The 16,942-nt window shown below is 56.6% G+C and carries 15 protein-coding genes and 1 pseudogene; 11 read left to right on the top strand and 5 right to left on the bottom strand.

The annotated features are described in order from the left end of the window. Positions 1–276: 276 nt before the first annotated feature. Complete coding sequence (locus ABJO75_RS05075) at positions 277–1,296, bottom strand: IS110 family transposase (protein ID WP_348127434.1); 1,020 nt, start codon at positions 1,294–1,296, stop codon at positions 277–279. A 569-nt stretch (positions 1,297–1,865) separates the two neighbouring features. Next, the gene (locus ABJO75_RS05070) at positions 1,866–2,453 is read right to left on the bottom strand and encodes a Crp/Fnr family transcriptional regulator (RefSeq protein WP_348127432.1); all 588 of its coding nucleotides are present in this window, start codon (positions 2,451–2,453) and stop codon (positions 1,866–1,868) included. A 91-nt stretch (positions 2,454–2,544) separates the two neighbouring features. Here ABJO75_RS05070 and ABJO75_RS05065 point away from each other — a divergent pair, with 91 nt between their 5' ends. The 7 genes from ABJO75_RS05065 to ABJO75_RS05035 all read left to right on the top strand — a co-directional run bounded on the left by ABJO75_RS05065 (position 2,545) and on the right by ABJO75_RS05035 (position 7,151). Next, positions 2,545–3,039 (top strand): hypothetical protein, encoded by a 495-nt coding sequence (locus ABJO75_RS05065; RefSeq protein WP_348127429.1) that lies wholly within the window; start codon positions 2,545–2,547, stop codon positions 3,037–3,039. Positions 3,040–3,107: 68 nt separating this feature from the next. Then, positions 3,108–3,422 (top strand): hypothetical protein, encoded by a 315-nt coding sequence (locus ABJO75_RS05060; protein WP_348127427.1) that lies wholly within the window; start codon positions 3,108–3,110, stop codon positions 3,420–3,422. A 107-nt stretch (positions 3,423–3,529) separates the two neighbouring features. Next, positions 3,530–4,024, top strand: coding sequence for a DUF411 domain-containing protein (locus tag ABJO75_RS05055; protein WP_348127425.1), 495 nt, complete (start codon positions 3,530–3,532; stop codon positions 4,022–4,024). Beyond that, on the top strand, positions 4,021–4,485 hold the full coding sequence (locus tag ABJO75_RS05050) for a cytochrome c (protein WP_348127424.1): 465 nt from the start codon (positions 4,021–4,023) through the stop codon (positions 4,483–4,485). Before ABJO75_RS05055 ends, ABJO75_RS05050 begins: the two co-directional genes overlap by 4 nt. Further along, complete coding sequence (locus tag ABJO75_RS05045) at positions 4,482–4,826, top strand: copper resistance CopC family protein (RefSeq protein ID WP_348127422.1); 345 nt, start codon at positions 4,482–4,484, stop codon at positions 4,824–4,826. The genes ABJO75_RS05050 and ABJO75_RS05045 overlap by 4 nt, the downstream gene beginning before the upstream one ends. 50 nt (positions 4,827–4,876) lie before the next feature. Further along, the gene (locus tag ABJO75_RS05040; protein ID WP_348127421.1) at positions 4,877–5,710 is read left to right on the top strand and encodes a CopD family protein; all 834 of its coding nucleotides are present in this window, start codon (positions 4,877–4,879) and stop codon (positions 5,708–5,710) included. A 13-nt stretch (positions 5,711–5,723) separates the two neighbouring features. Further along, complete coding sequence (locus tag ABJO75_RS05035) at positions 5,724–7,151, top strand: multicopper oxidase family protein (RefSeq protein WP_348127419.1); 1,428 nt, start codon at positions 5,724–5,726, stop codon at positions 7,149–7,151. A 38-nt stretch (positions 7,152–7,189) separates the two neighbouring features. Here the strand turns inward: ABJO75_RS05035 and ABJO75_RS05030 are convergent, their stop codons facing one another. Further along, the gene (locus ABJO75_RS05030; RefSeq protein WP_348127417.1) at positions 7,190–7,462 is read right to left on the bottom strand and encodes a metal-sensitive transcriptional regulator; all 273 of its coding nucleotides are present in this window, start codon (positions 7,460–7,462) and stop codon (positions 7,190–7,192) included. Between the two features lie 81 nt (positions 7,463–7,543). Between ABJO75_RS05030 and ABJO75_RS05025 the strand changes: the two genes are divergently transcribed. The 4 genes and pseudogenes from ABJO75_RS05025 to ABJO75_RS05010 form a co-directional block, all read left to right on the top strand. After that, entirely contained in the window at positions 7,544–8,095 is a 552-nt protein-coding gene (locus ABJO75_RS05025) for a DUF305 domain-containing protein (protein WP_348127414.1), read from the top strand. 17 nt (positions 8,096–8,112) lie between these two features. Next, entirely contained in the window at positions 8,113–8,904 is a 792-nt protein-coding gene (locus ABJO75_RS05020) for a MauE/DoxX family redox-associated membrane protein (protein WP_348127413.1), read from the top strand. Positions 8,905–8,928: 24 nt separating this feature from the next. Continuing rightward, positions 8,929–9,828 carry an MBL fold metallo-hydrolase gene (locus tag ABJO75_RS05015; RefSeq protein ID WP_348127410.1) on the top strand — a complete coding sequence of 300 codons (900 nt, stop codon included), beginning with the start codon at positions 8,929–8,931 and terminating at the stop codon, positions 9,826–9,828. Between the two features lie 64 nt (positions 9,829–9,892). After that, positions 9,893–10,228 (top strand): annotated as a pseudogene (locus ABJO75_RS05010) (rhodanese-like domain-containing protein); the annotation flags it as partial. 320 nt (positions 10,229–10,548) lie between these two features. On the opposite strand, the gene ABJO75_RS05005 reads toward ABJO75_RS05010, so the two are convergent. Together ABJO75_RS05005 and ABJO75_RS05000 are read right to left on the bottom strand one after the other, a co-directional pair. Continuing rightward, positions 10,549–14,868: a hypothetical protein gene (locus ABJO75_RS05005; RefSeq protein WP_348127408.1), complete on the bottom strand. Its 4,320-nt coding sequence runs from the start codon at positions 14,866–14,868 to the stop codon at positions 10,549–10,551. A 175-nt stretch (positions 14,869–15,043) separates the two neighbouring features. Then, entirely contained in the window at positions 15,044–16,726 is a 1,683-nt protein-coding gene (locus tag ABJO75_RS05000) for an alpha/beta hydrolase (RefSeq protein WP_348127407.1), read from the bottom strand. Positions 16,727–16,942 lie beyond the last annotated feature (216 nt).

Raw genomic sequence — 16,942 nt, 5'->3', positions numbered from 1 at the left:
AGATACTCCAACCGAGGGCGGCGGGGTCCATACCATTGCTCCTGCATAGCAAGACATTTTTCGAGCTGATATGAGCGTTTGTCAGATGCAGTCGTGTGTCCGGCCTGTTTGCGCAGCGCACGCGGCTGCTGGCCCTGATGGTTTCCGCTGACCAAGTCCCAAACCGGTTCGCGGACAACGATGTGTCCCTGACATTCGACGGGGTGTCTGGTTGGCGAGCTGACATTGCTCCATCATCTCAATGGTCTTGCGTCTCTGGTGTTGCCTTGTTTGCGGTTATGCGGTGTGAGGTCGATACCTTTCGTTGCGGGTCAGAACTGCCCAGATGATGCGGGCTGTCTTGTTGGCCATTGCGACGGTGGCCACGCGCGGAGGTTTGCGCTCTCGCAGGGACATTGCCCAAGGATCAACGCGGTCGGGATTGACCTTCATCTGGTTCAATCGGGCGGTCATGCCAGTAACCAAAAGACGCCTGAGGTATCTATCTCCCATCTTGGAGATGCGCCCGAGACGTTCTTTGCCGCCACTGGATCGATTGATCGGTGTCAGGCCCAACCAGGCGGCAAACTCGCGCCCACTGCGGAACTGATGCCCGTCGCCCGCTGTCGCGACAATGGCCGATGCGGTCACCGGGCCGACCCCGGGAATGGTCCTTAGCAACATAACTTTTGGGTCTCTCCGACCTTCAAGCAGAATGCGTTTGTCGTACCAGAGAATGCGCAAGTGCAGAGCGACCATCTGGTTGCACAGGTTTGTCAAAACATCGACGGCGACTTCAGGAATGCTCGGGCGATCTCCATCCAGCACTGCCTTTGCAAACTTCACGGCGCTTCCAATCCCTTGGGCAATCACGATACCAAACTCCCCCAACAGGCCGCGCAGCATGTTGCTGAGCTGGGTCCTTTGCCGCACGACCAGATCGCGCGCACGGTGGAGGAAGAGGACGCCCTGCTGCTCCTCAGTCTTGATTGCGACAAAGCGCATCGTGGGACGCGTTACAGCCTCGCAGATCGCCTCTGCATCAATGGCGTCAGACTTTCCACGTTTGACGTAGGCCTTCACATACATCGCAGGCATCAGCCGGACTTCGTGGCCCAGCTTCTGGAATTCCCGCGCCCAGTGGTGGCTCGATCCACAAGCTTCCATGCCGATGAGACAGGGCTCAAGGTTCTCGAAAAACTGCAAGAGCTGCGCCCGCCTGAGTGACTTGTTGAACGCAACGGTTCCGTCCGCTGTGATCCCGTGCACCTGAAAGATGTTCTTGGCCAGATCTAGGCCGACTGTTGTAATCTGCATTGGGTGGCTCCTTTCCTAGCAGTGGTAGACAACTGCATTATGGCGCATTGCGACGCCGGGGGAGCAGGAGCCATCCACCCCATCCGGTCTGGAAAAATTTTATGCATTGCAGAATTATTGCGCTGCGATCACGAAGAGTTTCTGCGGAGGAAAAAGGCCCGCGCGAAAGGCGGCTTCGTCCGCGTCTCAAGTGTCTGTCCCGAGTGCAGCGAAAGTGCGGTCTCGGTTCGGGCGAAATCGACACCCGCGAATGACCGATTGGCGACTTGCGCCGCACTGCAACAACAAGCGTCCCGCAGATGCGAAGCGATGCTGCGTCAGCAATAGCCGCGCGAGCAAAAGGCTGGAAAGTCCGCAGACCGTAAGTTCGCTGATCACTATGATTCGCGGTCGCCGCGAATGGCAGCAATGACGGGCCGCACCGCAGCATCAGACACCGCCGATGGAGGTCCGCTCAGGGCCGTGAACGCTGGTAGCTCTCGCGAAGTCAATCCGTGAAGCTGCGATAACTCCGACGACGGCTATGAGCCCATACTTCCAACTTCTATTAGGTGCAGCGAATGTCTGCTTCAGTTCCTACGCCTCGCCAGCTCTCGGTAGAGCGCTGGTGGCGAAACGCCGATCCTCTCTGCCACCATGATCCATTCACCCTTGGGCGGTTCGCCATGAAGGTCCAGCCAAGCATCAAGCCGATCCGCCACACGCCTCAGACGCAGGATTTCAATACATGTCCGCTGCGCCTGCACTTCCTTTGCATGAGTTTCAATTAAGCTCAGGGCAGCATCCGGCATTCTGCGGATAGCGCTCAAAAACTGAACACGAGGCATGCTGGCAACTTCGGCATCAAAGCGCACAACTGCATCACAATGATAGGTTTCCGCAAACAAGGACGCCTCGGCCAAAGCCATACCTGCCGTGGCAACGTGCAGTATCAGCGGCACACCATCCGTCAGCGGGCGCTCCAATGCGACCGCGCCGGATCGCACTAGATACATAGACTCCACTTGCTCCGCTTGACGGAACACCGCTGCGTTCTTCGCTATCCTACGGACAGGTGCGCCATCGAAAATGTCTATCCAAGTCGACATGATAGAGATCATATGGCGTTTGATACTTGTCTGATAGTCTTTTGATGACACTTTGAGAGGCCAAAACATTCAAGCAAAGATTATCCTGACTGTAATTGCATTAACGGGCGGCACGGCGCTCGCGTTCGCGCAAACCAACCATGCCGGACACGGTGATGATATGGATCATTCAGCACACGGCCAAGATCAGATAGCGACTGCCGATGTATTGTCAGAACCCGGTCAAGGCGCTTTCGCAGCTTTGTCCGAAGTCGTACGCGTCTTGGAAGCTAATCCCGGTACGGATTGGGCAAAGGTTGATCTGACTGGCTTGCGAGCGCATCTGGTCGATATGGACCAGTTGATCTCTGATGCGGTAGTCTCGGAAACTGACCTTCCGGACGGGATCACTGCTGTGGCCACTGGCAATGCGGAGACAATCGCGACGCTTCGGCGCATGGTGCCTGCCCATGCCGCGCAGCTTACTAAAAATGACCGTTGGATTGTGGACGTCGCCCAAACCGGTGACGGGGTGGAGCTGCGGGTTACGAGCGATGATCCTAGTGTGGTTGCCCGAATCAAGGGCCTTGGATTCTTTGGTCTGATGGCGAGCCAAGATCATCATCGCGAGCATCACTTGATGATGGCGCTCGGGGAAGATACCCACGCGCATTGATATGCTGCGACAGCAGGTAACAGGCGTGCGACTTGCAAAACCACACATACCCCATATAGGTATGTTTCATGTCTGTGGCTCGCTTCATCATGGTCGTCATCTTGACGCTATCCGCATCGCTCTCCGGAGCGATGGACGCGGGACATATGCCGTTTACCGATCATGACCACGCTGCCGCCGAAATGATGGCGGATGAACAACCGGCGTGTTGTCAGGACAGCAGTGAACGCACTCAGACCTGTCATGCCGTGCCAGCTCTGCTTCCGGCATCGGAACCGACCAGCACTCCGCCAAATGCGGGTGAAGATGTAGTCTGCGCGTCTGGCATACAGCTGACCGGCATTCAGCCATCCGGTCTTCTCGATCCCCCCCGCTCGGTGTGATGCCTGCTGTGCCTCTCCGTGGTGCAGCACAGATTAGTAATCACACCAAAACGGGCTTTGCCCGCTGCCCTTTTATACGGGCACGCATCTTTCGAGAGGAAACACTCATGAAATCGATCAAGACACTTCTAGCCTTCACACCTGCCACTGCACTCGCCCTTGGATTGGCATCCTTTGGATGGGCGGGCATGGCCCATGCCGACAGCCATTCACATATGGCTGACTACGGCACCATGCACGTTACCAAAAGTCCTACATGCGGATGCTGCGGCGCTTGGGTGGCACTGGCCCGAGAGGAAGGCTATGACATTGAAGTTACCGACACTGCGGACGTCACAAGCGTGAAATTGGACGCGGACATTCCCGGCAACATGTGGGCCTGTCATACCGCCATGATTGACGGCTACGTAGTCGAAGGCCATGTGCCGCTTGATGCACTTGCAAAACTGCTGGAGGAGCGCCCGAACGTCACAGGCATCGCTGTTCCGGGAATGCCCGGCGGCTCGCCCGGCATGGGAAATGATCCAACAGCACGTTATGACGTGATTGTATTTGGCGGCGATGCGAGTGAAGGCGAAGTCTTCTATCAGGCCGGTTTGTGAAACGGCTTGTATTCGTAGCTGGTGGCGGAGCGGCTCTGATAGGGGCCGCTCTCTATGCCTACACCTCGGACTCGGCTGAAACTGATCGGGTTGTTCTGCAAAATACCGATCCGGTAATCATCGCGCTCGGGGCAAGTGTCTATCAGGCGAATTGTGCCTCGTGCCACGGGGCCAATCTGGAAGGCCAAGCCAATTGGCGCTCGCCTGATAAGGATGGACGTCTCCCCGCACCGCCCCATGATGAAACCGGACACACATGGCACCATGACGGGAACACTTTGTTTCGGCTCACCAAATACGGGACGGGTGCCCTCATCGGCGACCCCAACTACGCGTCAAACATGCCGATCTATGAAGGCGTTCTGAGCGATGAAGAAATTATCGCCGTTCTCAGCTACATCAAATCGACCTGGCCGGACGACGTCCGCGCCCGTCATGACGAAATGGAAAACAGACAATGAAACAAAGCATTTTTGCAGTCCTTGCGCTGATCGCAACCGCGACCGGTGCCTGGGCGCACTCCAAAGCCGAAGAAACAACTCCGGCAAATGAGGCAACAGTGGTATCGATTGAAGCCATCGAAATGCGCTTTGATGATCCAATGCGCGTGACCGCGATTACGCTGACCGGACCGGACGGTGAAGTGGATATTGAGCGTGAAACCGGCATGGACGCCGTGACGGAGTTCCGTGCGCTGCCACCTGTTGATCTGCCCGACGGGGCCTATACGGTTGATTGGCGTGGTCTTTCTGCAGACGGCCATCCCATGCAGGGCACCTTCGGCTTCAACGTAGCCGACTGATCAGCGTGGAAGGTCTGGCACCAATTGACGGATGGGCTATCGCGGCCATCGTGGCGAAAACGGCAGGCTATGGCGCGGCGCTTCTTGCAATGGGTGGGCCACTGTTTGTCTTGGCATTTCCAAATGCATCCGATGATGTGCGGCAACTGGCCCGGAAAATCGCCGTTATCGCGGCGTTGATCGGGCTGGCAGTGCTGGCGTTGCGGTTTGGCATCCGTACGTCCCGAATATCAGGGATGGGCATGTTGGGGGCTATTGATCCGATGATGCTTGGCTTTGTCTGGGACAGCCCACTTGGCGCGGCAGCGATCTGGCGCAGCACGGGTGAGCTGCTCGTCGTTGCGCTGTTGATCAATGGTGGCTTCGGCCTCGGTGTAGGGTTAATTGGTGCATTTCTGATTGCGATATCCTACACATTCGTCGGCCATTCCCTTGGTGATCCTCGTTGGCTTCTCACGTCGTTATTGACGCTGCACCTGCTGACGGCGGCGTTCTGGGTTGGCGCACTGGCCCCTCTTCGTCGCGCGGTCGGCCAGCCAGACGGGGCATCGCTGCTTCATCGTTTCGGAACCATCGCCAGCGTGACGGTCGCGCTGCTCATCGTCGTTGGTTTAATCTTTGCATGGCTCATGACGGGATCGCTCTCTGCTCTGCTTTCAACAGCTTACGGCTGGACGCTTCTCGCCAAGCTCAGCGTGATGACAGGGTTGATGGCCCTTGCCGCCGTCAATAAATGGCGGCTCGTTCCGGCGCTTGCCTCTGGCGATCACACTCCCGCGTCCCACCTGCGCCGCTCAATCCAGATTGAGGCCGTGACCGTTTTGCTGATCCTGATCGCGACGGCAACGCTCACTTCAATCACCACGCCTCCGGTCAACCTGTGAAAAGGAAACTCTCATGACCTCCTTATCCCGACGATCAATTCTGAGAGGGGCTGCTGCACTTGGCGGCGCAACCTTGTTGTCCAGACCCACTTTTGCCGATGAGCGCTTGCCAGTTCTGCGGGCGGCACCTACATCTGCGCAACTTGCCCCCGCCGGATATCCTTCAACGCCTGTGTGGGCCTACGCGACCGAGGCGACAGGCACGGTTCCGGGCCCAGAAATTCGTTTAGGAGCCGGGGAGCGGGTCAGATTCCAACTGGTCAACGGCCTGCCGCAAGCAACCGCCGTGCATTGGCATGGCATCCGTATCGAAAATGCGATGGATGGCGCGGCACCGCTGACACAGGCCCCAGTGCCGCCCGGCGATACCTTCGACTATGACTTTGTAGCGCCCGACCCTGGTACATATTGGTATCATTCTCACAACCGCAGCACGGAACAAGTTGCCCGTGGTCTTGCGGGGCCATTGATCGTGGAAGATCGCGAACCGTGGCTTGGTGAACCCGGTGCAGCAACCCGCGAGCTGGTCCTTATTCTTGATGATTGGCTGCTGGATAGTGACGCAAGAATTATTGAAGACAGATGGGACGATCTTCACGCGGCATCGCATGGTGGGCGCATGGGAAACACGGTCACGGTAAACGGTGCTGCCAATCCTGAGCTGGATATCCAGCCCGGCGAGCGCGTGCGGCTGCGGATCATCAATACAGCCACTGACCGAATAATGCCTTTGTCATTGCCGCACCTATCGCCTCAGCTGATCGCGCTGGACGGCCACCCTATCACGCCACGGGAGGTCGAAACGCTGATCCTCGGACCCGCTCAAAGGGCAGATGTGGTGATCGACGGTCGTGTGGATGGTGACACGCGCGCCGGTTTGCTGCTGGATCCTGGAAATGGAGATTGGCTGGAGATTGCCAGCTTTGTCCATTCGGGTGACTCTTTGCCTTTGCGCGGCGCTGATGTGCGTCCTTTGCCTGCATGGGGCACACTGCCCGTGCCAGACCTGTCATATCCGCAAACCGAAATGCTGCTGATGGAAGGCGGTGCCATGCGCGGGATGCGCGAAGCCCGCTTTGATGGAAAAACCATGGGGTTTCGCGAGCTTGCTGCGAACGGCATGGTTTGGGCGTTCAACGGAGCGGCGAGCCAAATGGATGAGCCAATGTTTCGGGCGGCTTTAGGTCGAATGGTTCGGTTGGAAATGACGAACCGCTCGATGTTTCCGCACGCAATCCACCTGCATGGTCATCACTTTACCGTCCTGTCCAGAAGTGGCGCTGCAAACATGGAAGGCGACGTGCGGGACACCGTGTTGGTCGGCGCGGACGAAACCGTCGATATTGTATTTGTGGCCGATAATCCCGGCCAATGGATGATCCATTGCCATATGTTGTCACACCAGAAGGCAGGCATGATGGCTTGGTTTGAGGTGGCATAACCGGAGCGTTGGGATGGGAAGGTTTTTGACCGATCAGGTTATTTCGACGCCTTTTGCAAAAGGCCGATCAGCTCGTCAAACTTCGCGCGCTGTTCTTCGGGGTCGCCGCTTTGAATGGCGGTCTCGACGCAGTGGACGGCATGGTTTTCCAAGATCAGTTTTTCGACCCCTAAGATTGCCGACCGTATTGCCGCTGTCTGCGCTAGAATATCCATGCAGTAGCGGTCTGCCTCAACCATGCCCGCCACGCCACGCACTTGCCCTTCAAGCCGCGAAAGCCGGTCCAGCGTCTTGTCTTTGTTCGCCTTCATTCGGGCAATCCTCACAAATTTCGGAACCATCCGGACGGAGCCTCGTTAATACCCCATACGGGTATTTAGAAAGGACGTGTGATGGCACGCAATGAAGTTCGTAGCATGGGCTCTCGATCTATGCACCGCAAGGATCATACTGGAAAATCCGGGGGCTATGGCAGGTTTTTTGCCATGATCGGCACCTCGACGGTTGTGATGTACGGTCTGATGTATCTCAACACCTATGCGCTCGATCACGTCTTCTTCTCGCAAACGCGGATGTGGATGGCGCTTTATATGGGAGGGATGATGGCGATCATCATGCTAGCCTTCATGCTGGGCATGTATTCCAATCGCAAGGCCAACATCGCGATTTTTGCCGGGGCCGCCATTGCCTTTGTGGCGGGCGTCTATCTGGTGCGCTCGCAAGATACCGTGGGTGATGTTGCGTGGATGAAGGCGATGATCCCGCACCATTCAATCGCGATTTTGGTGAGCGAACGCGCCACCTTTTCTGATCCACGGGTTCAAGAACTGGCAACCGCGATCATCGAAGCACAGCGTGACGAGATCACGGAAATGAAACGCTACATCGCAGATATTGACGCAAACGGGGATGCGCCCGCTGGAACCTCGCGAACAGAACCCTGAGACGAAGAAATACTATCATGCCCGTTAACACACGCGACGTTGCCGATGTAACGACAGACCCCGCGACTGCCGCGACTGGAAAGACAGCCGTTCTGTACCGCATGGCCCTGCCCGACCATCTGTGCCCGTCAGGACAAAAAGCGCGCTGGCTGTTGCAGAGCAAAGGATTTGACGTCGACGACCGCCTGTTCCGGTCAAGATCAGAGGTTGACGCGTTCAAAAAAGCGCAGGGCGTGCCCACCACGCCGCAGGTCTGGATTGAGGGTGAGCGTGTCGGCGGCTATGACGCTCTGCGCCAAAAGCTCACCGATTATGATCCAGATGCGACGACCTACAAACCGGTGCTCTACCTGTTCGCCGTGGCCGCCGCGACGGCGCTGGCGCTGTCCATCGGCGTTTTCGGCACGATCACATGGCAAACGCTCGGCTGGTTCATCTCTGTCTCGATGATTCTGTTGGGGATGCAAAAGCTGCGCGACATCGAGAGCTTCACCACGATGTTCCTCAACTACGATCTGCTGGCACACAAATGGGTGCCCTATGCCTACGTCTACCCTTGGGTCGAAACCGGTGCGGGCGTTTTGATGACAGGCATGATGCTGACATGGCTGGCTGCCCCTGCGGCGCTTTTCATCGCCACGATCGGCGCGGTCAGCGTTTTCAAAGCCGTCTACATCGACAAGCGAGAGCTGAAATGCGCCTGCGTGGGCGGCAATTCAAACGTGCCCCTCGGCTTCGTTAGCCTGTCCGAAAACCTGATGATGATGGGGATGGCGATTGTGATGCTGATTTCGGCAATCAACGGTTAACCTGACCAAGAGGAGACAAAAACAATGAAACTCTCACGCACAAGCCCGTCACGCGGCCCGAGATCTCCGCAAGTTACCGGATTTTATGACGATGATACCGGAAGCATCCAGTATCTGGTGGCAGACCCCGAGACCCGTGAGGCGGCCCTGATCGACACCGTGCTGAGCTTTGATCCCAAAAGTGCTGCGACCAACAGCGACAGTGTGGAGGACATTCTGGACTTTGCGAAAGCCGAGGGGCTGGACATCACATGGATCCTCGACACGCACCCGCATGCCGATCACCTTATGGCGTCATCATTTTTGAAAAAACGTCTGGGCAAGCCTAATGCCATTGGTTCCAAAGTTCTGGAAATCGCAGAGCTTTGGCGCGACTTCTACAACATGCCCGACGCGTTCGATCCCGCCAACGATTTCGACCATCTCTTTGAGGATGGCGACAGTTTTCAGATTGGGTCGCTTCCCGTTAAGGTCATGCTGTCGCCTGGTCACACACTGGGATCGATCACTTATGTCGTTGGTGACGATACGGCCTTCGTCCACGACACCTTCATGCAGCCGGATGCGGGAACCGCACGCGCCGATTTTCCCGGCGGCACGGCGGCCGATCTATATGGCTCGCTGCAGGATATTCTGGCGCTGCCAGACGACACCCGACTGTTTGTCGGACACGACTACGGCAGCGAATATCGCAAGACACCCACATGGGAATCCTCCGTCGCCGAACAGCGCCGTCATAACATTCACGTCGGCGGCGGAACGGGCAAAGACGCGTATATTGGCCTGCGAGAGGCCCGCGACAAAACCCTGTCATTGCCAGATCGCATGTTGCACGTCTTGCAGATGAACCTACGGGCAGGCGCGCTTCCGCCCAGCGAGGGCGACGACCACCGCTACTTGAAAATTCCGCTAAACCGCTTCTAAGGAGACCACCACGAGGACCGAAACAACCGACCACGGCACGCTTGATACCTGGACACCACAAGAGGTCAAAGAGGCGCTTGATCGCAATGAAATCGTTCTGATCGATGTGCGAACCCCACAGGAATATGGGTTTGAGCGGATTGAGGGCGCACTCCTCGGACCTATGCAGGCCTTTGATCCGGATCACATGCCGGGCCAATCAGACAAGTGCATTGTCTTTCATTGCGGTTCCGGTGTCCGGTCAGAAAAGGTTGCTCGGCTGTGCCTGGAACATGGATTCGAAAGGGTCGCCCACCTTGAAGGTGGCTTTGGCGCCTGGAAGGACTCAGGTATGGCCTATACCGGAACCGATGTCGGCTCGGGCGCCCCCAAAAGCATGCAAAAAACTGCCACCAGCTAACTTTTCGTTCGAATAAGGCAGGGGAGCGTGATGTTATGCCTCAGTTCCTGATAGTTGGTCACGATATGCGTGAGAGAGTTGGCTCGGCCAATGCCTTGCCGCGGTAACAGGAAAGCAGCCGTTGGCGTAGTTACAGCGAAAGTCCGGTCAGTCCCGCAGACTGTGAATCCGAACGTCACCGGTTTTCGCGGATGCAGCGATTGTCCGAACTCACGGGCCGCATCGCAGCATCAAAGACCCTCGGTAGATGACCGCAAAGGGCCGGAACCGAATGTCGGCAAAGGTGAAGGCTTTCGCAACAGGAGACGTGGAATGCACTGCTAGACAACGTTTATGCCCGCGAACCCGGGTGCCTGGCGTGCCGGGGACTGGGGACCGAACCCTTCGTAGCGAATTATAGGTGACACATAGGCGACTGTATCTGCCGCAGAGCTTGGTCTAAACACCACAACAAACTCCCCACTGCCATCGGGATTGGTCACCGAGGTAACGACACCTTCTCCATGGACAGAGACATCTGCGGCCTGCATTTGGACTCCGCGGTTCAAAGGTTGACCGGCGATGAGCGCTTGGAAACGCAGGGTTACGTCCTTCCCGCTATTTGCGGCCACGACAGATCCAATCAGTCGGTCGTCGCCTGTTTCATTATCGTAGGCCCCAATCAGTTTGACAGTGATTTCGCCCGGCACAATGGTCCAGCTTTGCGCAACGAGTGAGGTACGGCCAGAGGTTGCAGACAGATTTAGGTCCAGATCGAACCATCCAGCGAACTGGTGAATACCATCAAATCCCGTGGGCGGTACGCCATGATTGATCACAAAACTGAACTGGCCTTTGGCATCGGTGCTTGTCGATAAGTGTTCTTGCAAAGTCGGACGGGATGTCAGACTGACGCTGGCCCCAACTGCAGGGATTTTGGTGCCATCCGACAGGCTTTCCATCACGCGGCCCGCTATGAGTATCTCTTCGCCCCCCATGACCTTTTCGGGCGCACTAATATCTTCAATCGAGATTTCTGCTTTGAGTAAACCGCGAAGGTCAAAATCGTCCCCGTCTATCAGCTGTGGCAAACGATCTCTATGCAACTCAAGTTCCAGCAACCGATGGATCGCATCGTGTTCGCCGGTATTAAACCGATCCGCAGTTCGCAGGGCGGCGGCCTTCCATCCAAGGCTAAGCGCATCACCGAGCGTCGAATACACGGGGCTGTGGGGCTGCCCGGTTGCGTGCGCCAGTTCTATCAGTTCCATCGTTTTACCGAGCAGGAGATCATAGTCGGCATCTGACCGAGAGGCACGGGCCACGAGGGGCCGCAGCTCCGATGCGACGCGCGTTTCAAGCGACGAGCCTTCGGTCACAGCGGGTGGCGTTTGGACGCCTTGCGGAGGCATATACCCGGGCGGAACGCCCGTCGCACTCTTGATGATGTCTTCAGGCAAGGAAGTTTCGGCTCGACTGCCGCCTCCAGCCGCCTGCATAGGCGAATTCTGGGTTGGACCAACCGACGTGTTCGGAAGGGACCCAGTCGATGATGGGAGTTTTCGTGCCTCGTTGATCGCCCCCCCGATCCCGGTGGCAGAGCCTGCCAGACCGCCGCCTGATATTGCGCCAGTGTTACCTGCCAAACCTGCTCCAGCCCGGATCGCAGAGGGGTTGGAGCTTACGCCGCCTGTCGCGCCACTGAAACCGCCACCCGCCGGGCTGCCCAGAAGTCCGCCGGCGCCCCCTGTTGAGCCGAGCGCGCCCGCGACACCGGTGTTCAGCACATCGAGGCTCTTTTCCGCTATCATGCTGCCAAAGTCGCCCACCATCTTTGTGGCTTGCTCAACAATTTTGCCCGTTTGCTCCATGCCTTTTTGTAAATTTTCCGACGCCGCGTCACCCGTCGCGGTGGAAGCAGAGGCCGCTTGTTGCAGTGCTGTCTGGGCGACTTGCGCGGTCTCCAAGATACCGCTCATGTCCTTAAACAGCTGCTGTTGCAACGTGTTCAGCACCGCAAGCGTGCCTTGCGGGTCAGGTATCGCACGGGCGGCTGAATTCTGCACAAGCGGCGCATCAAGCCGTCCGGGTGCCAAATTGACCGCTTGCGCACGTGAGCCCGTCTGCACCGGCGCAATTTCTGGCGGAGTGAGCGGGATAGGCGAGTCCTGCCAATTCCAGAATCGCGTCAAATCGATTTTTTCGGCTGAATTTGCCCGACCTAGCACAGCTTCAGCAAAGACGCCGCCTGTGCCAACAGGAACCAACTCGTGCGTGCTCACATCCTTTGATTTGACGGTTTCTCGAAACTTGCGGCTTTGCAGTTTGAAGATGAGCCGGTCGCCGTTAATCGCAACGGGTTCCGGATCAACATGATCGCCGAGGACCGAGTTATCAAATGACAGGTTGTCAACCAGCGTCCGCGCCAGCCTTTTGTCTTTCAGGCGCAGGATCTGACGTGAATACCATTCGGTGTTCTCGGTCAGATGGTCTATCGCTTTCTTAAGAGAGATGACAGGGCTTACATTGAGAATCGGAAAGACGATCTTGCCTTTGTCAGTACGACCACGCCTTACAATATGGCTGCTGTCGACGGCTCCAAGAGCATGAAACGTGAACTGATCGGACGAGTCAGGGATATCAAAAAGGATCCCGAAACGCACCGAAATTGGGTCAGCCAGCATATCCAAAAGGTCCAAATCTTCGCGAGGCTTTGCGCTCGCCTCAAACTCAAGGCCGTCTAACTCAAGAAACGGGACATCCAATTCCCATTTGCTGATCTGTTCGCGCCCTCTGCTGCCGCGGATCTTTGCGAAAAGTTTGAAATCAAGCTTGCTGTCGATCTCATGTGTAAAGACGGTCCCGCCGTCCATCCATGTCCCGGAGATCATGCTTATGGTGACGTTACTGGGGACGCGCCAGTCGTTGTGAGGATTGGCCCCAACGAAGACGTCCAGAACATCACGTGCCCTTTGTATGGCCTCGTTGCCCAGAGCGCTGCGCTCCGCCTCTGGGAAAGTTTCGAAAGTCGGCGATTGGAGCCCGACCGTGCCATAAGCGGCCATCAGGTGAAATGCGAAATCTGACGATATTGCAGATTGCAATAGTTGCCCGCGATATTTACGGATCAATTCCTCAGTCCATTTACGGACCGGACCGACGGGCACGTATACGCAAGGCTCTTCCTTAAGCAGCCGCGTCTCTTGCCGATAGGTTTGGACAACCTCGAAATACTGTACCGTCATCGCGTGCATGTGGTTGTAATTTGCCACAACCCGGGTCGAGACGTTCTCGGATTCCGACTGGCTCACCTCTTGTACGATTGAGGCAGTGCGGGTGCGGGCGCTGCTGGCCTGTTGCTGAGTTTGATCTGCGACGGACTGCATCATCTCGCTTTCGACCTCACGCGTGCCATCCGTGCTGGTCACGGTGACGCTGTTCAGCACGAGATCGCTTGAGCTATTGAGGTCTGAGCCAAAATTTGCGGTGCCCATGAAACCCATTGCTCCGCCAGCCGCACCTGTCACCAGCGCGCCTGAACCCGCTCCGACAAGCCCGCCACCAATCGCACCCGCCGCCGCGCCCGGACCCGCGCCAACACCTCCCACAAACGCACCTATGACGCCTCCGCCCAAAGCGCCGATCCCTGCACCAGCGGCCGCACCGGGCACGACTCCGGCGGCTGCACCAGCCGTGAAACCTGCCGCTCCTGCGGTCAACGCCTCTCCGGAATTCAGAAGTCCGTATTGAGCATTCCCAGTGTTGTCGATGGTGGTGTTCGAGTTGATATTGGAGAACCCCTCGCTCGCTTCTCGTGCAACGGCACTGGTGATTTCGCTGATCGTACGCTGGCTTGAGGTCACGTTGGACAGAGCTTCGTTCTGGGAAACACTCTCAGATGTTGACGCTGATTGCTGCCGGTCCCAACTGGTGATGGCAATGCGCGTTGCTTCTCCGGGCGCCAGTGCCAGTGAATGCAGCAGATTACCCAGTGTCAAACCTACAGGGGTCCAAGATTGCTCGTATCTTAGGATGTATCCCAGCGTGACATCGCTGCGGGCCTGTTTCAGGGCGATGTCATCGAGCGACACAGCCCCCTGCAGCGATCCGGTGCCGCTTCGGGTGCTTACCTCCGAATAGACAGTATAGAACGCCTTTTCGCTGGCCTGATCGTTCATTGTCGGGATCAGTTCTGCCGGGATGCCCGAGGCTTCCGGGTCCTCCAACGCCGCGTTCAGACCTTCGTCAAAGCCACCAAGTTCACGTGCAGCCACATAGGGCGGCCAGAGTGCGAGCTCGCCAATGGTTTGAATGCCAAGTGTTGTGTTGATTGCTGTGGCAAGCCGCGCTGCGACCCGCGCGAGGGACTGGATGGGCATGCTGGCGATATCGCCCACGATTTCGACGGCGGGCTTAAGCAAATCGCGCGGGAACAGGTCCTCATCTCGCCAAACCAATTCGGCCGCACCCGGTAACAACAGGCGGCGCGCATCGGCAAAGACCTGTGAGACGGCAAGGTCGAACACCGTATTGATGCCAAGCGATGACAGCAACCGGCCCTGTTCGTCGGTAACGCCCGAAAGTGCGCTCACCTCCGTACGCATCGCATCACGTAGTTCAATGTCCTGAAATTCTGTTCCGAGATATTGGCTGACGGTCATGTAATGTCTCGCACTGTAAATTTCCCAAAAAAAGGTATTTCTTAAAACTCCGTGGCAAGGTGTTGATCGGAAAAATGATCCAGCCCGCTGGAAGTGCCTGCTAGATGTCTAGCATCGTGAAAACTTTGCCGCATACTACAGATGTAGTACGTCGCCGTTGACCCGCCGAAGAGTCTTATCCCGGCACACCGCGCAGGCCCGAAATGAACTCTGACCGGTGAGAGTATGGAAGCATGAAGCCAGCATCCGAGACCTCGAATAATGCGATCCTTTCAGGGAAATCAGCGCATAAACTATTGATATCACTAATCGCTACAGCCTGATCCTGCGCACCATGCAAGATGGTTATCGGAGCGCGGCAAAGCCGCAAGTCCGAGGTCCAGTCGCTGATGGCCATCTCAAAGTCGTCTCCGACTTGATCCAAGTCCTGCGCAAACCGGGCCCGCATCGAGTTATCGAACTCGGCTGAGATATGGGGCTGCTTTAGAATTTCCAAATCTGGCAGATAGGGCGCCATTTGTCTGCCATGAACCCGCTGCACGCCCCCGATTTTCCATGCGCGGATCGACAAATACATCAACAAACGAAACAGCTTGGGTGAGATGTTTCGTGCGCGAATGAAGGCGGCTGACAGTTTCGAATTAGACGTTTGAACGGTCAGATATGGTTTTGGAGGCATGGCAGATACCATCAAAATCTCTCGAACCCGGCCCGGAAGGTCTACTGCGAGACCAACCGCAAAGCCGCAAGCCGTATTCTGTGCCAGCAAACGTACTTGGGAAACGTTTAGCTGGTCCAAGACCGCTCTGACATCATCGGCAAAGCACTGGCGTGTGGATTGCCCATGAAATGCGGGATCGGTCCCGCCATATCCCGGCCGACAGATCGTGGCGATACATAAGCCGGCTTGGCGAAACGCATCTTCCATATCCGCAGGGAAGGTTCGCATAGTGACGTTCGGTACGAGAACGACGACATCGCCCCGCAGATCACCGGCCAAAAAGACCTCCACGCTTCTCGGTCCGGGCCGCAGCATCTCAACACGTTTGCGATTGGGGTGGGCTGCAGTTGTCGCAATCGGTCCGAGACGATCCAGAAAGTGAGACATCGTCAAAACTCTGGCCATCAAATCGGCCTGACGCCTGACGCCGACTTTCCCCATCACAGCATGAAACTGGGTGCGGAGTGTCTTGATGGATTTTCCACTCTCATCCGCAATAGTTACCAACGCCTTGCCACAAGTGAATTGGTAAAGGAGCGCCGCTTCCGCTTTGGTCAGATCGAAGTAGCTTCCGAATTGTTCGACAAAGGTCTTTGTCACTGTGTTTTCCAGCACAAAAACCAGGCTGCATTGGCTTTTGAGGCCGACCAACTTGGTGGGCACACTTGCCAACATCACATCTGAAACCGACCCAGGGCGCGTTGCATCAATTAGTTTGAACACCCTTGGTCTGCCCGCGTCATCCGACCCGAAGCTTAGTACCTCGCTCAGGGAGCGCCCGTCGGTCGTTAGCAATTCGGTGGCTTCTATTGGGTCGTCAGGGAGTACATCAAATTGCGTGGAGGCTGCCTCGTTCATCCGCAGAATCCGACCCGTACCAACAATGACAAAAGCGGCATAGGGAAAGCTTGTCAGCATCGACTGCAGTTTCAGGTCCGCTGCTCCAGCCCAGTTCTGATCCTTTAGTTCGTAAAGAGCATGGTCCAATGTTGCGCGCGAACGCTCTCCTGCTTCGAGTTCATGTTCGCCGGCTCTGTCATCAGCCCAGTCTATCCATTCGGCGATGATCTCTTCAAATCCTAGGTGTTCGTCGGAACTCTGTTTCTTTGAAACTTCTCCATCATTGGTCCTATACATTCAGGATTTCCCTCGCCATTAGACCTGTTACTCATGTTAACATAAACCCCTTCGGAATGAAGTATTGCGGGCAATGGCAATGTTGCAGGGATCGTACAACCGAGCTACCAACTCCGCTTTCGCTAGCGAGTACCGGCCCCGATGCCCCACAAATTCAATGACACCAATCGGGACAAGTTCGATAAGGCCCGTTATCGGGTCTTGAACACATCTGAA

This window comes from Sedimentitalea sp. (genome assembly GCF_039973035.1).
In the GTDB taxonomy this organism is placed as follows: Bacteria; Pseudomonadota; Alphaproteobacteria; order Rhodobacterales; family Rhodobacteraceae; genus Sedimentitalea.
This window is presented reverse-complemented; position numbering and strand designations above follow the sequence as displayed.

Bases quoted from the DNA above. Each gene is read 5' to 3' on its own strand.
- ABJO75_RS05075 (WP_348127434.1), bottom strand. From the start codon at position 1,296: ATGCAGATTACAACAGTCGGCCTAGATCTGGCCAAGAACATCTTTCAG.
- ABJO75_RS05070 (WP_348127432.1), bottom strand. From the start codon at position 2,453: ATGTTTTGGCCTCTCAAAGTGTCATCAAAAGACTATCAGACAAGTATC.
- ABJO75_RS05065 (WP_348127429.1), top strand. From the start codon at position 2,545: ATGGATCATTCAGCACACGGCCAAGATCAGATAGCGACTGCCGATGTA.
- ABJO75_RS05060 (WP_348127427.1), top strand. From the start codon at position 3,108: ATGTCTGTGGCTCGCTTCATCATGGTCGTCATCTTGACGCTATCCGCA.
- ABJO75_RS05055 (WP_348127425.1), top strand. From the start codon at position 3,530: ATGAAATCGATCAAGACACTTCTAGCCTTCACACCTGCCACTGCACTC.
- ABJO75_RS05045 (WP_348127422.1), top strand. From the start codon at position 4,482: ATGAAACAAAGCATTTTTGCAGTCCTTGCGCTGATCGCAACCGCGACC.
- ABJO75_RS05035 (WP_348127419.1), top strand. From the start codon at position 5,724: ATGACCTCCTTATCCCGACGATCAATTCTGAGAGGGGCTGCTGCACTT.
- ABJO75_RS05030 (WP_348127417.1), bottom strand. From the start codon at position 7,462: ATGAAGGCGAACAAAGACAAGACGCTGGACCGGCTTTCGCGGCTTGAA.
- ABJO75_RS05025 (WP_348127414.1), top strand. From the start codon at position 7,544: ATGGCACGCAATGAAGTTCGTAGCATGGGCTCTCGATCTATGCACCGC.
- ABJO75_RS05020 (WP_348127413.1), top strand. From the start codon at position 8,113: ATGCCCGTTAACACACGCGACGTTGCCGATGTAACGACAGACCCCGCG.
- ABJO75_RS05015 (WP_348127410.1), top strand. From the start codon at position 8,929: ATGAAACTCTCACGCACAAGCCCGTCACGCGGCCCGAGATCTCCGCAA.
- ABJO75_RS05005 (WP_348127408.1), bottom strand. From the start codon at position 14,868: ATGACCGTCAGCCAATATCTCGGAACAGAATTTCAGGACATTGAACTA.
- ABJO75_RS05000 (WP_348127407.1), bottom strand. From the start codon at position 16,726: ATGTATAGGACCAATGATGGAGAAGTTTCAAAGAAACAGAGTTCCGAC.